12 protein-coding genes are annotated in these 16,340 nt (G+C 45.7%); 9 read left to right on the top strand and 3 right to left on the bottom strand.

Features of this window, described 5'->3' with window-relative positions:
* Positions 1-4 precede the first annotated feature (4 nt).
* From OK023_RS01840 to tssH, 3 genes are all read right to left on the bottom strand, one after another.
* Positions 5-766: a fimbria/pilus periplasmic chaperone gene (locus OK023_RS01840; RefSeq protein ID WP_317694502.1), complete on the bottom strand. Its 762-nt coding sequence runs from the start codon at positions 764-766 to the stop codon at positions 5-7.
* Between the two features lie 153 nt (positions 767-919).
* Entirely contained in the window at positions 920-1,453 is a 534-nt protein-coding gene (locus tag OK023_RS01835) for a fimbrial protein (protein ID WP_317694501.1), read from the bottom strand.
* A gap of 324 nt (positions 1,454-1,777) precedes the next feature.
* Positions 1,778-4,444, bottom strand: a complete 2,667-nt coding sequence (tssH, locus tag OK023_RS01830; protein ID WP_317694500.1) for a type VI secretion system ATPase TssH — start codon at positions 4,442-4,444, stop codon at positions 1,778-1,780.
* 772 nt (positions 4,445-5,216) lie between these two features.
* Between tssH and tssF the strand changes: the two genes are divergently transcribed.
* The 9 genes from tssF (at position 5,217) to OK023_RS01785 (ending at position 15,427) form a co-directional block, all read left to right on the top strand.
* Entirely contained in the window at positions 5,217-7,097 is a 1,881-nt protein-coding gene (gene tssF / locus OK023_RS01825) for a type VI secretion system baseplate subunit TssF (protein WP_317694499.1), read from the top strand.
* Positions 7,097-8,116 carry a type VI secretion system baseplate subunit TssG gene (gene tssG / locus OK023_RS01820; RefSeq protein WP_317694498.1) on the top strand — a complete coding sequence of 340 codons (1,020 nt, stop codon included), beginning with the start codon at positions 7,097-7,099 and terminating at the stop codon, positions 8,114-8,116. The genes tssF and tssG overlap by 1 nt, the downstream gene beginning before the upstream one ends.
* A gap of 47 nt (positions 8,117-8,163) precedes the next feature.
* Positions 8,164-9,231 carry an ImpA family type VI secretion system protein gene (locus OK023_RS01815; RefSeq protein ID WP_317694497.1) on the top strand — a complete coding sequence of 356 codons (1,068 nt, stop codon included), beginning with the start codon at positions 8,164-8,166 and terminating at the stop codon, positions 9,229-9,231.
* Positions 9,232-9,265: 34 nt separating this feature from the next.
* Positions 9,266-10,255, top strand: coding sequence for a fimbrial protein (locus OK023_RS01810; protein WP_317694495.1), 990 nt, complete (start codon positions 9,266-9,268; stop codon positions 10,253-10,255).
* Positions 10,256-10,291: 36 nt separating this feature from the next.
* Positions 10,292-11,653 carry a GlcNAc-transferase family protein gene (locus OK023_RS01805; RefSeq protein ID WP_317694494.1) on the top strand — a complete coding sequence of 454 codons (1,362 nt, stop codon included), beginning with the start codon at positions 10,292-10,294 and terminating at the stop codon, positions 11,651-11,653.
* Entirely contained in the window at positions 11,650-12,255 is a 606-nt protein-coding gene (locus tag OK023_RS01800; protein ID WP_317694493.1) for a hypothetical protein, read from the top strand. The genes OK023_RS01805 and OK023_RS01800 overlap by 4 nt, the downstream gene beginning before the upstream one ends.
* On the top strand, positions 12,256-13,899 hold the full coding sequence (locus OK023_RS01795; protein ID WP_317694492.1) for an OmpA family protein: 1,644 nt from the start codon (positions 12,256-12,258) through the stop codon (positions 13,897-13,899).
* Positions 13,896-14,375, top strand: a complete 480-nt coding sequence (locus tag OK023_RS01790; RefSeq protein WP_317694491.1) for a DcrB-related protein — start codon at positions 13,896-13,898, stop codon at positions 14,373-14,375. The genes OK023_RS01795 and OK023_RS01790 overlap by 4 nt, the downstream gene beginning before the upstream one ends.
* A gap of 455 nt (positions 14,376-14,830) precedes the next feature.
* The gene (locus OK023_RS01785; protein WP_317694490.1) at positions 14,831-15,427 is read left to right on the top strand and encodes a helix-turn-helix transcriptional regulator; all 597 of its coding nucleotides are present in this window, start codon (positions 14,831-14,833) and stop codon (positions 15,425-15,427) included.
* The last annotated feature ends 913 nt before the right edge of the window (positions 15,428-16,340 follow it).

Raw genomic sequence — 16,340 nt, 5'->3', positions numbered from 1 at the left:
GATATTAACTGTCTTTAGCAGTAGCGATGAATCGCCCTGCTGCTGCTGACCATACTAGCTTTTCAGCAATTACGGCCCCGTAATCATTAATAAGTTTAAATTCTAAACTAGATACCGCACCTGTCAGTTTCTGAGCAGGGTACAAAACCTTTGAACCAATCGGAGGTACCATATCTGAGTTAAGCGTGATTTTTCGCCCATCGCTCATAACAATAACGGAATCGAATGAGAAGTAGTAAGCAGTCGGGTTAGTCACTTTAAACCCTATACCACGCTGAGCGTCGCTAACAACTTCCCATTTTAACTTGTCACGTTCATTTTCAGAGGAGCTTTCTTCAATTCCAGTTGGACGATAAAAAATCTTTATACGGGTACGGAATGCTAATTCCAGCTTCTGCCCCTGATCAGCATCTTTCGCTTTAGGGGGAATTTCCAGCATATTAAAGAAGAATAAAGACTCACGGTCTTGAGGCAATGCCATGCCGTTATAAATCATTCTAACGCTCTGCCCTTTCCCCGGCTCTACACGGTAAACTGGCGGCGTGACAACAAATGGCGTTTTTACATTGTCCAGATTTGGGTTTGTATCACCGTCATCTACCCACACTTGTACTAACGCGGGTGTTGTACCTTTATTATTAGTTCGGACAAGGACTTCTTTTTCCGACCCGGGGAAAATAACCCGTGTCCCGCTAATGGTCATGGAAGCAATAGCAGGGGCACAGGCTGTCATTAATGCTGCTAGCAAAAGCACTCTAGGTATCATCGCTAACCCTATCCTTTTTACTCTGACACATCAGTGGAATTAACTTATCTTAGATTTTAATACCGGAAGAGTTCTTCTCCCGGTATTGGGTATATAAAGCGACTACAACTACAGTATAGTAAATATATAGCAAGCCGCTACTGGGCTACACGATTATGGGTAGGCCAGGGTGTAAGAAGCTACAGAAGTCACCGGACCAGGAGTAGTCACACCAGTTGCGTAGTAACCACCAACGTAAGTCATTGATGCTTTCTCATCAACAACGTCGAAGAATTTACCGGTAGAACCTACACGGATTTGGCTACCATCAGCGTTGTACAAACGAACTTGAACTTCTTTAGCAGCTGCTGGTGCAGTTGACGTTGAAGCGTTAACCAGGTTACCGGTCGTTGGGTCGAATGCAGAACCACCAATCGCGTTAAAGTGTGCAGCAACTTGAGTAATGCTCGCTGGACAGGCTTCAACATTCAGTTGGAATTCGCGAGAACCAGCTTGGGCACCAGAAACATTCAAGTCCTGAGTAGGGATCTTTGGCAGTTGAACGATTTTGTTGATGCTGTCGCTAGAAATAGTACAGGTATCAGCAACCAATTCACCGTTGAACGTTACTGTGCCGCTAGATACTGCATTTGCGCCTACAGAAACAGCCATTGCTAACGCACAAACAACATGTTGAATCTTAAACATAAAAAAACATCCTTAATTTACTATTCCATTGGGTAAAAAAGTCTTTAAAACTTATTACTTACCTACTAATTAGCCTGAAGATTTCAAATCCCCTGCTAAACGTCACCATAAACGCGTATCTGTTGCGTTCAAGTGAAATTACATTATCCGTTGCATCACACTGTTATTGCAATAAGGATTTTCTTAGTTGCATCACACTGTATATTGCAATAGAGATTTTCTTAACGGTCTAACAATATATCTTTCGATATAACGAATCAATGAGCGTGCACCTATTTCAGCAATAGGGAATTACTCAACCACCTGCGAAATAGCCTGAAGATTTCAAATCTCCTTGCTAAAGGTCACCGTAAACGCACCATCGTGGCGTTCAAGTGAAATTATATTATCCGTCGCATCACGCTGTTGTTGCAATAAGGCTTTTCCTAACAGTGGCGTAATATATTGTTCGATGTAACGAATCAATAAGCGTGCACCTGTTTCAGCAACAGGACATTGCTCAACCACGTGTGAAACAACATCAGCACTGTAGCGCAACGTTAGCCCATGTTGTGATTGCAGACGAGCGTTAAGACGCTCAAGGTGCAATGCAACAATATGATCAAGGCTTTCCTTCATCAGCGGCTTATAAGGCACTACTGTCACACGGCCAAGAAAAGCAGCCGGAAATGCTTTCAATAGCTCAGGCTGTAACGCCTCAATCAGTGCCGGGCTGTCAGGTGCAGTCTCTTCATCAGCATAAAGTTGACTGGTTAAATCGCTGCCAACGTTACTTGTCAGTAACAAAATGGTGTTTTTGAAGTCAATACGACGACCTTCACCATCTTCCATTTGCCCTTTATCAAACACTTGATAGAAGAGCTCATGCACATCTGGATGCGCTTTCTCTACTTCGTCAAGTAATACGACACTGTAAGGCTTACGTCTTACGGCCTCAGTCAGTACCCCACCCTCTCCATAGCCAACATATCCTGGTGGCGACCCTTTAAGAGAAGAGATTGTGTGCGACTCCTGATATTCACTCATATTTATGGTGATCAGGTTTTGCTCACCGCCGTACATACTTTCAGCAATCGCTAAAGCGGTTTCAGTCTTACCAACGCCTGATGGGCCAACCAACATAAATACGCCTAGAGGCTTACGAGGATCTGCTAATCCAGCGCGCGCAGTCATAATACTCTCACTTAACTGCTCCAACGCTGAAGACTGACCAATCACACGACTGTTTAGGCGCTGTGGCAACTCCATCACCGCCCGTAGCTCATCTTTCAGCATTTGCCCTACCGGAATTCCGGTCCAGTCCCCGACAATACGGGCGACGACTTCAGCATTAACTTCAGCTTGTACTAATAACTGATCCTGCCGCAGGTTGTGCAAAGCCGTTTCCTGGACATCAAGTTCATGACGTATACCTTGCAGAGCCTGGGTATCCCCTTCTTCTGCTGCTGCCACTATGTCCGCGACCTGCTGACGTAAAGACACGATGGCCTCTACATGTTCACGCTCTTTTTTCCAGCGTTGATGTAAAACATCGACAGCGATACGGCATTCACTGATATCGGTTTTCAGCTCTTCAATACGTTCTACTTGTTCTTTACCAAAATGGCTTGCTTTCTCTAACGATGCCAACTCGGCTTGTGCTGTCTCTAACCGCCAATTAAGCTGCTGCAACTCAGCTGGCGGAGCAAATTGTGCTACTGCGATACGAGCACATGCGGTGTCCAACAGGCTGATCGCTTTATCAGGCAGTTGACGAGCTGGTATGTAGCGGTGAGAAAGACGAACAGCTGCCTGTATGGCTTCATCCATAATCCAAACACCGTGGTGCTTTTCTAACGCAGCGGTCAGACCACGCAGCATTGCAATTGCGCTCTCTTCGCTAGGTTCTTCCACCTGCAATACTTGGAAACGACGCGTCAAGGCTGCGTCTTTCTCTATATGACGTTTAAATTCGCCCCATGTAGTTGCACCGATAGTCCGCAGTTGACCACGGGCCAATGCAGGTTTGAGCAAGTTTGCTGCATCACCGGTTCCTGCATTACCACCTGCCCCCACCAATGTGTGAACCTCATCGATGAAGAGAATTACCGGCTGTTCGGAACTCATTGCTTCGTCAAGCACCGCTTTAAGACGCGCTTCAAATTCACCTTTCATGCTGGCCCCAGCGGACAAAGCCACCACATCCAGCGACAATAAACGCACTTGGCTCAATGCAGGGGGAACTTCACCTGCAACAATAGCCTGTGCCATACCTTCTACCACTGCGGTTTTCCCCACACCAGCTTCGCCGGTTAGTAAAGGATTATTCTGCCGACGACGCAACAGAATATCGATCATGGTAGTAATTTCTTGGCTACGGCCCAGAACTGGATCAATTTTGCCTTCGCGGGCCAATGCTGTCAGATCCGTGGTGTATTGTGCCAACGAAGCATTGGTTTTAGCCGAAACAGCTTTACTGGCCTCACCAGGTAATTCGCCGTCATAAAAAGGAGTACCATCACTCGCACTCTCATTGGTTTCAGGAGAACCACGTGTGATGTAATTCAGATCGCTGCTGAGCACATCTAAAGCAATTTTTTCCAACCCTGGTGCGATAGACAGCAACGTCCGCCGCAATTCCATGTTGGTAAGCAATGCTAGTAGCAAATGACCACTGCGAATACGATTCTCTAAATATTCAAGACTGGCGCATACCCAAGCACGCTCAATAGCCAGTTCGATATGATAAGAGAAATCAGAAATCGAAGATGCACCAGCGGGAAGGCGAGCCAAAGATTGCGCCAACCCTCTTTCAAACGCCTCTGCATCAACTTCGAAATAACGAATTATATGTTTGAAATCGCTATCTTCGTTATTCCATAATTGGTTAATCCAATGCACTAATTCTACATAAGGATTGCCACGAAGCTTGCAGAGAGTTGTGGCGCTTTCAATAGCATTGAAAAGTGTATTATCTAGTTTACCAAATAAATTTTTCCGGATAATAGCCACATGTCACCTTCTTTTAATTGACTTTACAAATATTTAATTTAACTTAAGCGACGCACGACGTCCAGCTTCACTTAGAAGTTTAAGTGCGATGTAGATTTTTCTGTAATGTAGCTACCTAGAGCATTTCATCCAGAAACCGAACACCGTTAACTGTCGCTGTCATTAATCAAGCATAACCCAAAATTGATAAATGCCTAGCTGATGTGTAAATTTTACCAAACTCAGCAGACTATAGGGTCAGCAACATTAGTTACATATCGGAATGTTCTCAATCTACGGACACGTATGGATGTCTATCTTGTAAGGTCATTTACATTTAAAATCAGGGTGTTACACATGTACGGTTAGATTTTCTGCTACTATCAGCATCACTATCCCATCCAAAAACTGAGGAAATAATACACTGTCGAACTCATATTGGAAGACAACCCTAAAAAATTAAGAATAGACCCTGCGAATAATCCTAAAATTAAAACAAAAATCAATAAAAATTGCGTTATTTCCCCCTATGAAATATAAATTCATTTAGCTATGAAAACAGTTTATCCAAGCGCTACCAAAATTCCTTAGTAAAATTAGTGATTTCCTGCTTTGCGAATCATATTTACCTACTATAAGCACTAGAAATGCACTTGGATTTAATTGAAAGCCATTAAATTATAAAACCCTAAAATATTATTGTATTAATCTGAGGTTTCTTCCCTCATCGAAACTGGCAAAACCAAGCGTATTGCAGGGTAGCCAAGTATCATCATCACATCAGGTAATGCTCGTGGACCACAAATTTCTTGATTATTACAATAAAGAACTCACTTTTATGCGAGAAATGGCACGTGAGTTTGCAGATAAACACCCCAAAATCGCTGGGCGCCTTGGCATGCGTGGTATTGAGGTTGCCGACCCTTATGTCGAACGCCTCATTGAATCTTTTTGTTTCATGTCTGCCAGAACGCAGCTCAAGTTGGATGCTGAATTCCCTCTTTTCACCCATCGTCTGCTGGATATCGTCTACCCTAATTATACTGCGCCTACTCCGTCAATGGGCGTCATCCAGCTACAGCCTAACTTAAAAGAGGGAAATTTAACTCAAGGCTACCGCGTTCCTCGCCATAGCGCCTTTTTTACCGCTATTGCTCCAGGGGAAATCACTCGCTGCGAATTTCGCAGCGGTCAGGATGTCCAGCTCTGGCCATTAGAAATTACCGAGGCGCGCCTGACCTCAATTCCGCCGGATATCCCTAACCTTGACAGACACCGCATTTCGCAGAGTCGTTTGAAAAGTGCGTTACGTATCAAGCTGAGGTTGCAGGGCGACTTAACTTTTTCCCAATTGGAAGGACTTGAGCGTCTGCCCATCTACATTGATGGCGATGAACGCATAGTTTCCCACATATTTGAATTGATCCATGCCAGCCACGTTGCCACTATCGTGCGTGCAGGAAAGGGTGAAAAAGCGAAAGATACGATTATCGGCGACGAACCACTTTCGTTTGAAGGGCTGTCACCGGATCAAAGCCTGCTGCCCGTTGCCTGGAATATTTTCCATGGACACAATCTAGTACAAGAATATTTCTCTTGTCGTCAAAGATTTTACTTCTTTACGCTCAACAAGCTAGCTGATGGCTTGAAACACAACAATACTAACGAAGCAGAAATTATTATTCTGCTTGATCGCTTAGATCAATCGCTAGCAGGGCACGTTTCAGCCTCACGTTTTCTACTGCACTGCACGCCAGTCATCAACCTGTTCCCACGGCGCATGGATAAGTTGGAGATTAACCGGGCGTTGAACGAGTTCCATGTCATCCCTGATCGCAGCCGACCGCTGGATTTTGAGATCTACTCCATCAGCAAGGTTTTTGGTCAACTGGCTGAAACGAGTAAAGAAGTGGTCTTTAACCCGCTTTATCAAACTCGCCATTCTGACAATGGTAATTTTGGGCGCTATTTTTCTATTACTCGTAAGCATCGGCAAGATAATAGCAGCGCACGTAAATACGATACTCGTACGGCCTATACTGGCACAGAAGTCTTTGTGTCGTTGGTAGATCAACAAGAAGCACCTTATAGTGATGATATTCGCTATCTGTCCATCGATGCCATGGCAACAAACCGCGATCTGCCGCGCCTCATAGCCGCAAGCGGTAATTTTTCTTTAACGATGCCGGATTCTGCACCGATTCATGGGGCACGATTTGTTTTTCAACCTAGTGCCCCTCGTCCACCGTTTGCTAACGGTGAATCGGCATGGCGCCTGATACGACAACTCAGTTTTAACTATTTGCCGCTCTCTGATATGACACATAGCAAAGGTGGAGAATCCCTGCGCAACATGTTACGTCTGTTTGTCAGTAGCTCTGATCATGACTCCAATACACAGATAGATGCTCTGGTAGGTTGCCATAGTGAACCCGTCATTCGGCGCTTACCGGGGAATGGTTTACTGATTTATGGTCGTGGTGTGCGTTGTACACTCACCGTTGATGAAGATGGTTTTTCAGGTATCAGCCCTTATCTGTTCGGCATGATTATGGAAAACTACTTTGCTCGTCATGCAGCAATTAACGTCTTTACTGAGACCGAACTGCTTTCCATGCAGCGTGGCAAAGTCGGTCAATGGAAAGCCCGGCCAGGGCGGCGGGGAGTACTTTAATGACAGGCAAAAAAACGACTCACGCCTTTGAACCAGAAATCGACCCTGGGCAGGGTGAACCGTGGAAAAGCGGCTTTATCAGTACAATGCGCACTCTTTCAGCGCGCTCGCCGGAACAACCACCACCCGGCACAGCCGGTCTGCCGTCAGAAGAAAACTTCCGGCTAGGCCAGCCTGCTCATATGACATTTGCGCCGCGCGAACTTGCGCAAGTCAATCAGGAAAACGGCAAAATCCATTTGCAGTTGTTTGGTCTAGGCGTTTGGGGGCCACAGGGGGCAATGCCCCTGCATCTTACCGAAATAGCCTATAACCGAGCAGAAGGTAACGACAATACGCTTGCCGACTTTGTCGATATCTTTCACCATCGCGCTTTGTCGCAGTTTTATCGCGCTTGGTTTGTATCTCAGGATACGGCTTCTCTGGATCGCCAGAGTGACGAGGTATTTTCGTTCTACGTTGGTAGCCTAGTTGGGTTGGCAGCAGATGAGTTGGGCGGAAGTGAGTTACCACTCCACCCTCGCCTCGCTTCATCGGCACACTTAGTTCGTGAAGCGCGTAACCCTGAAGGGCTAGTTGGTGCTTTGCATTACTACTTCGAAGTTCCAGTACAAATTCGTGAGTACGCTACACAGTGGATCTTCCTGCAACCGACCGATCAAACCCAGCTTGGGGCCGGTCAGGGTGCAATGTTGTTAGGTGATGGTGCCATCCTCGGCGACACTGTGCTAGACCGACAACACAAATTTCAACTTATTTTCGGGCCATTAACCCTACAGCAATATCTACATTTCAGCCCTTCGGGGCAGGATTTACCCGTCCTGCGCGAGTGGGTGCGCAATTTTGTCGGTTTTGAGTATGCTTGGGAAGTCAGCCTTGTGCTGGCAGCAGATGAAGTGCCTTGTGCCACTCTGGGTGAAACACATCAACTGGGTTACACCAGTTGGCTGGATCGTAGCGATGACCGCACGCCACTAGCCGGTATGAGTTTTGACCCGGAAATGAATTACTATCGTTAATCATCCTGGGTAACCCCGCATACTTCAACATCCAAGAAGGAAACAACGTGAGTGAATCGAGTAGCATAGTTTGCCCTCCATGGTACCAGGCGGCACTACAGCCTTGCGCAGAGCATCCCCCTTGCGGTGTGCCCTTGGAATACAATTCCAGCTTTATTTTGTTACAAGGCAAGCTTCAGCCAAAACTCGGAGCCGAATACGGTAACTTTGTCGAGGTTGTAGAGTCGGTTAACTGGGCAGAGATAGAGCGTGATGCAATGGCACTGCTGGCGCACGGCAAAGATATTCGCCTGATCATCGCTCTGATGCGTTGCCGTATGCGCCGGATCGGTGTGCAAGCACTCAGTGAAGGGCTTGAAGCTTTATTACTAATGCTTGAACAGTGGCCAGATGATGTCCACCCACAGCTGCTTGACGAAGGCGAATTTGAGCCAATGATGCGGGCGAATGCCTTTGCTGAGCTTGAAGCCCCTGACGGTTTTCTGGCTGATTTTCGCCAGCAACAGTTACCCAAGGCAGCAGGACTGCAACTGTCCATACGCGATGTTGAAAAGGTTTATGTCATACCACGCGAAGAGTCTGCGTTATCTGAACTGACCATGGCTGCGATACAACAAGATTGGCAACGGCAGCAAGAAGGTGCTATTGCTTCACTGCAACTTGCCGCCTTGCGTCTGGATCAATTAAAGACAAAACTGCAGAATATGCTTGGGGATTACGCACCCGATTTTAACATTTTGCTGACGCTGCTACGCCGATTCGGCCCAGCTGCTGTAGTGCCGTTATCTTACGACATTGTTGAAGAGGCCCCCTCTCAAGCACCTGCCGCAGCACCTACTATAGAAAGTATTGAAGATGCTGAGGCTGAGGTTAAGGTAGCCATAGAGACAGCTGTTGAGGCTCAGCCTACGTTAGCGACACCAGCAAACGTCGTGACCGTTGTGAAGCCCAAAGAGATTAGTAGCCGTACCGATGCATTGAAGAGTTTGCAAGAGGTACGAGCTTGGTTTACCCAGATGGAACCGAGCAGTCCAGTAATTGCACTACTGGCTGTTACGGAACAAACCATCGGGAAAAGTTTTATTGAGTTATTGCACTTTTTACCCCGGAATTGATAGCTAAACTGGAAGCTGGACAGGAGTCCTCATCGTGAAGAAAACAAATATCGTATTACTGGCTCTGGCATTAATGAGCCAATACTCAATGGCAGTCTGTGAAGTAGATAGGGTTACCCCAGAGAAAGGTACTGAGCCTACCACACTGGAGGTTCCCGCACAGGTTATCCGGGTTGACGCTGATGCACCGGTCGGCACCATGATTGCGACATACGAATCCAACCCCAGTACGTTAGTCAGCTTTATAAATTGCGTACCAGACGTATCACGCTACGGTAAGAGCGTGAACGGACTCGCTGACGCCTCGCAAGCGGATAGAACATTTTTGACGAACATAGATGGGGTCGTAATCAAACCGCGTTGGAGCAATACTGCAGCAATAGGACAGTTTCCCTCCACTGCCATTGTGAAGGAACAACGCTTTAACTATCCTGCTGGTTCTAAGTTCATTACTGAATACTATAAGACCAAACCCCGTTTATCTCTCAAAAACCCTGAATCACCTGGAGACATCGTTCTCCCGGGGGGGTTTATTGCCTACAACTGGATAGAAATTAACGATCCCAGCAATTACGGCCAAAAATTGAATATCGGCCAAGTCACTATCATCAGTACCCCTGTTTGCCGTATAGATGGTGAAAAAACAGTTGATTTCAATACCGTCTCTTCTAGCGATATTGAAAGAGGCGTGACACGCCCGCTTGATTTCAGCCTTACCTGTGCGACGGACTATGGTGATTATACCGCCAGCGCTTCTTTAACAACGCAAACACCAAGCGCGGATAGCAAATTTATACAAGTGACTGACAACGCGGGTAACGCTGACAGGTTAAAGATCCGCATAGATAGTAGCACAGGCACTCACCTGCTTCTCGATGGATCCAATGGGGAAAGCAAGAGCAGCACCGATGATATTGCGGCTCAATTTAATTGGCGCGCAACACTGTTGCGTGATTCAGCTACCGACCTGCCGGCGAGTGGGCAATTCAACGCCACCGCTGAAATTGTTTTGCTGGTCAATTAATACGATGCACTGCGTATCTTGTAACACGGAAGCGTTATGAAGCAAAAAACCAAAGGTAAAGTCAAAACCAAACCTACAATCTTTGTCAGCATAGCCAGCTACCGGGATCCTGAGCTGATCCCTACACTGCTCGATATGATCAAAGAGGCTAAACACCCCGAACGTTTACGTATCGGCGTTTGCTGGCAGGATGATGAAAATACTCAACCCTTCCTTGATGCAGGCATGACACTGGTTGACAGCCTGCAGCACGAGGGCGTTCCAGTATTTTATTTTCAGTATCAGAAAGCAGCTATTGAGCTACTCTCTTTTCATTATTTCGCCAGCCAAGGCGCTTGTTGGGCTCGTCATAGTGTTGAATTACACTATAAGCAGGAAGATTATTTTCTGCAGATTGATTCCCATTGCCGGTTTGTCCCTCATTGGGACACTGAAATGATTACGATGTTGGAAGGGCTACGCGGGCAAAGCAAATACCCGGTTCTTTCCAGCTATCCTCCTGGCTATACCCCTGGAAATGATGAAGCTCGTACAAAATACGTCAGTCGATTGATTTTTAGGGGTTTTAACAATGAGAAGATTCTGGGTTTATCATCAACCCCTTTTGAATCCACTACACCACGCCGATGTGGTTATCTCGCTGCTGGCTTTGTTTTTGCTGACGGTCACTTTGTGACAAAAGTCCCTAACGACCCGCAGATCTTCTTTTTGGGCGAAGAGATCGCAATGGCAGCACGCGCCTTTACGCATGGCTACGACATGTGGTCTCCCTCACATATTTTGTTGTGGCATTTTTACTCACGTAAGGATCATCCGAAAGTCTGGGGCGATCATAACAATCAGGCCAAAAAAGAGGGTGCTGTCGATAAAGCCTGGTGGGAACGTGACAAAACTTCCAAGATGCGCGTTTTAAGCGTATTGAATGCCAGTGACGACGAATGTGACCTCGGCCCTTACCGTTTGGGCAATGTACGTAGCCTGCAGGAATTCCAATACCGCATCGGCGTTGATTTTCGTGAGCAGAAAGTTCACCCAGATGTTTTCAGCACAGAGAAAATCAATTGGTTTGATGAGTTGCCTACCGATCATAATCAGTGGCTTCTCCAGCTCAGATGCATCAACGAAAAATTACTGCAAATACCCAAAGAAGAATTAGACTTAACTCGTACGGACATTGCTTGGTGGCACGTTGGCGTCTACAGTACGCAAAACACGCCATTGATGGTAAAGCAGTACACGCCTGAAGAAATGCGCAAACAATTGCGGGATGTCGACGAAAAAATGGTTGAACTGAATATCCGTTTTATAACGATTAATCATTCACCCGTGAATAATATTCGTATTTGTCCTTATTCCACGCAGGAAGGTTGGGGGCAGGTAGTGGAGAAACCGTGGTGAACAATAGCCGTGTTTTTAATGAAATTCTGGCGACCTGCACATTGATCATCATGCGCGGCATCGTTCCTTCGCTGACGGAATTTCAGGGGCAGCTAAAGGATCGTATAGAGCAATTGTGCCTTGATCTTGAAGAGGAAAAGCATTCACTACAAAAGATCGATGCCCTACGCCGGTTAACTTGCCTGGTCTTAGACGCTCATGCTCGGAAAAATTTTGGGGCGCAGAGCATAAGCTGGCACGGTTATGAACTAGAACATGCATTTTATGGTTACAATAACGGTACGTTATTTACCGAGCAACACGCTATCGCCTTGTTTAATAATGATGATGAAGTCATTACCCACTATGCACTGCAACTTGCCACACTTTCCCCAGTACCACTTCCTGGTTCACAATTACGTCAGTCATTGGCTTTCCAGCTCCCTAACGTAAAACCGGTACCCACAATTGTACCTCCTAAGTTGGAGCCGATAGTAACGCCTGAAACAAGGCCAGCCCGACGAGATTTCTGGCCGTCGTTGCTTACCCAGTTGTTTGTGGTTGCGATACTACTGACTGTTTTGTGGTCTGTATGTCGGTATTTTCTTTTGGATGGGATGTAAATGAGTAAGTTTACCGTACGCCATGCGCTAATAGCGGCCACCACAGGCGTGCTGCTCGCCTTTATTGCCACTTTCATCCCAAAACTTGGGAATTCTGGTATCCCTTTGGTGATCATGCTAGTGCTAATAGTGCTGATGATCGTCTTACAGTGTCGCTATGAGTTGCGTGAACTTCCAGACTCTCCTCCCCCGAAACCGATACCGCCTAGTGCGCCTGAAAGGCCAGCGGTTCTGATCCTTGGTCCCTACGCGGCAAAATGGTTTAGTCAGTCAAACACGATTGAAAATGCGCGTTATGCCAGCAACGCTGCCTGGTTGCTGGTTTCAGAACCACAAGAGTTGAGCAGACGTTTGGAGTATATCCACCAACACTCTCCTAACGCGCAGGTGATGGCATTTTTTCCTATATTACCCGACGGGCACGAAACCAGCGAACTGATGGTTAGAAGCCTTATCAACTGGCAAAATCTTTTTTCAGGGTTGGCCGGTTCTTTCACCCTACCCTGCGTCATCGGACTTTATGCACGCCTGAGCAGTGAGCGTCGAAATAACAGCCCGCAAAATGCGACTTGGATCGGTGATGTGGATTTCAACCAGCAGAGTTCAACTGATTTTGTTACTTTGTTGGAAGGCCTTAAGCGCAATTTAATAACCGACTCACCGTTGGCTGAAAACCTGGTGCAACGGGCTGCAGTAGGGCAACATCTTATGGATTGGCTGCAAGAAAGCGGCGTTGCACAAGCAATGGAGAAGCTTTTCACTTACAGTCCGTTGCAGCCGACCAGCATGATACTGTGTGATCATGGTAATGGATTTACCCGCCACGGTGCTTGGTCTAATTGGCTGGAACAACGTTACGCAGTTTTACCGGCTCTGTCTTCAAGCGTCTCGAATCCGCCATTTCCAAAAGTGATCGCTCCGCCGCCGCCGCCGCCAGAACCACCGCTGCCGCCACCGCCACCGCCGCCAATGCCGAGAGTCTACTGGAGCATCGTGCTGGCATTATTGCTACTGGGCGCGCACATCATTAACAGTACATGGCTGACACGACAGCAGCTACAGCAATTTAACCAACAAATGCTGCCTATTGAGACATTAGAAGATCTGTCTATAAAAAGAATTCAGCAAGATATCATCGACCTGAAACAGTACCAGCAACACTGGACTGAATGTATACCTGCATTCTCACTAGCTCGCTGGGGGCTTTCGCCTTGCCGAATGCTGACCAAGCAGATCGATCAGGAGATCACCCAGTTGAAGGTGATGCCAGTAATAAGCAGCACAGGTGTTAACTCTATATTTAACTCCAACAGTGCAAAGTTACAGCCAGAAGCCAAAACTCAGCTGCAGAACATGTTGGCAATAGCTAACGCGAATCCGCAAAATAATCTGCTGTTAGTCGGGCATTCTGATAATACAGGCAATGAAGCCTATAACCTGCATCTGTCTGAGCAGAGAGCCTTTGCAATACGCAATTGGCTTATACAACATGATATTGCCCCTGAGCGGATAACCATTCGCGCTGTTGGTGCAGCAGAACCTATCGACAGTAACGATACAGATATTGGACGCCAGCGAAATCGCCGTGTCGAGATGCTGGTTTTACCATTAAAGGTCACAAATAAGGAGTTTACGGATAAATGAGTATGCAAAATATCAGCTATAATCTGTATGAAGGCACGTTTCTAACCCCCAAGCCGGCGCTAGATCGTAGTATCAATCTGCTGATGTTTCGCGATCCAGATGAAAATGAGTATCAGATCATTGTCAATCGCGCAACTCTTGCCGAAGATCAGGATCTGCAGGCGTGGTGTGAGATGGAAATGGATAACTTGCGTAACAAGTTACCTGGATTCCAGGTTGAAGGGAAAATGCTCAAACACGAGATTGGCCCTGCAAAACTGCCCGTAGTACAAGTTGCCAACCGTTACCTTCATGACGGAAATACGATTCACCAGGTTCAGTCAGTGGTCAAGCTACCCAAACACTCTGTCTACAACCGTCAAGGGCTAGATATCATGGTCTTTACCCTGAATGCATCGGCTGAGTTTAGCGATTTTCAGCGTAAGCATTACGTACAAGTGATTAATAGCTTCTCTCCGGAAATTGAGACAATCTAAAGTAGTCAGAGTTTCGATAGCCTGAACTATCTGAGTCGCGTGAAGGCGAAAAAAGCATGCACCCCAGTTGCTTGGTAAACAAGCAGCTGGGGTGCATAACAAATATGCTAAGGCGAAAGGTAAATCACAAGGATATGATTTATAATAGCTTTGAAAGCCGCTTACAACGGCATCAACGTTGCGGCACTACAGTCAACATCACGCAACTTGAAGTAATTTTGTACCCAATGGACACGGGCAACAGCAGTATATGTTACTGTCTCGCATGATTACCGTTCATACAATATTGTATTCAATGCATGGATAAATTTTACTTTTGTGTAAAATGTATGACAGCAATTAGTCTTGTCCATGGCCCACTTAATAAAAAAAAGCTTTTAAAAGCTTGGAAGTAGTAGCCGTCGCAATCACGCAACTAGCCAGTGATTTCATGGAACGAAAAGGAGTGCAACGTGATGTTGAGTATTACTGTTAGATCATATAACGAGTTTTATAAACTCGGCCTGTTGAGTATTTTAGAAAAAAACTTGCAAACTGAAGATATTGAACTCTATAAAATCGTTGAGAATCCAAACTCGGATATAACTGAGCATTCAAATATTATATTTACCGAGCAAACGGCGATTATCAATATCTTTGACCATGAAAAAATGGAAGACAAGGACAAAGTTGCTACACCTATCACAACAATTCATATAATATTAAATACTAGCTGGCTCTTCGCAGAAGAAGCATCTGCAGTTGTTACAAAGATCATCACTTTAGCAAAGTTAAATTATAAACAACTGCTCCAGAATGAATTCTATAGAAAAATGTTAGCACGAAATAGCTCACAGCTGTCAACCACAGAAAGCCGTGTTGTCATGCTGATAAGCCAAGGGTATGATATTCCTAAAATATCACAAACTCTTAATTGCTCAGCCAAAACCATTTATACGCATCGCCGTAATGCGATAAAAAAACTTGGTATGGTCAATCGCTTGGAGTTTTATAAATATATCATGCTAATCAAAGATTTTTACTGCAGGGAAAACATTTTCCTCAGCCTTTGAATGGTGGACATAACGCAGTATCCAATATGTCCCTTATTGTCTCTCCCCCAGCCTTTGCATGTTGATGGCCGATGCTGGTATCAGCTATCTCTTTTTATGCAAACAACGCACGTCATATGTCACTCTTTTTGAGCACAGTGTCTTTGCTTGGCAATGACGCGACAGCCATTTTTCTGATCCCTTAGATTCCTTAAGGCTGCGTCCCTTAATGGCAAGTAAAACGCCGCTAACGGTTATTTGGAGCAAAGGGTAAAGCATGAACTGCGTGATAAGGTGGGCAAAATAATCAGTAACAATAGGGAGCAGGTCAAAAGTAATAAATGAAGAGCTTCTTAACAGTGTTAACAAATTTTCAACAAGTAATTAGTGTGACAATAAAAAAAACCCTCATAGAGAGGGCCTAAAATACTTCAATACCCAATGGAACTCTTTCTTTTAGATACACAAATTAAGCACTTCAAAAAATCAACGTAATATACCAGGCTGTGCCCCTCAATTGCCCGTGATTCCCTCGCGGCACCTTCGAGCTGGGGCCATTTGCGTATATTGCTGCGTTATTCACCGCTTATTGGATCCAACAAACCTCGCGGCGCTCGCGTGCAATTGAAGGACACAGCCTAGTTCTAGTTGCCTTTCAAGTTGCAGTATAGTGATGGCTACAATTACTTTCCCTAGTTACATTGTGCTCTACGTTCTTGAGAAGCCTACTTGCTTGCTACCTGCAACTTGAATGCGCTTGGTTATATATGATAAGCAATGCTAGATTATATTCCTTAGCTTTTTGTGGTGCGTAACAGACCAGAATGGACTTTAGAGTACATCTAGAGGTCAGGTGCTATTTTGAGCATCTGGCTACGGTGGTGATATTCTATTTTATTGCCGCTATTTGTTTGAAGGGATAAAAATAAATGCC

This window comes from Serratia sp. UGAL515B_01 (genome assembly GCF_033095805.1).
Classification (GTDB): Bacteria; Pseudomonadota; Gammaproteobacteria; order Enterobacterales; family Enterobacteriaceae; genus Chania.
This window is presented reverse-complemented; position numbering and strand designations above follow the sequence as displayed.

Excerpts from the sequence above, each read along its gene's own strand:
- OK023_RS01840 (WP_317694502.1), bottom strand. The coding sequence starts at position 766 with ATGATACCTAGAGTGCTTTTGCTAGCAGCATTAATGACAGCCTGTGCC.
- OK023_RS01835 (WP_317694501.1), bottom strand. The coding sequence starts at position 1,453 with ATGTTTAAGATTCAACATGTTGTTTGTGCGTTAGCAATGGCTGTTTCT.
- tssG (WP_317694498.1), top strand. The coding sequence starts at position 7,097 with ATGACAGGCAAAAAAACGACTCACGCCTTTGAACCAGAAATCGACCCT.
- OK023_RS01805 (WP_317694494.1), top strand. The coding sequence starts at position 10,292 with ATGAAGCAAAAAACCAAAGGTAAAGTCAAAACCAAACCTACAATCTTT.
- OK023_RS01795 (WP_317694492.1), top strand. The coding sequence starts at position 12,256 with ATGAGTAAGTTTACCGTACGCCATGCGCTAATAGCGGCCACCACAGGC.
- OK023_RS01790 (WP_317694491.1), top strand. The coding sequence starts at position 13,896 with ATGAGTATGCAAAATATCAGCTATAATCTGTATGAAGGCACGTTTCTA.
- OK023_RS01785 (WP_317694490.1), top strand. The coding sequence starts at position 14,831 with ATGTTGAGTATTACTGTTAGATCATATAACGAGTTTTATAAACTCGGC.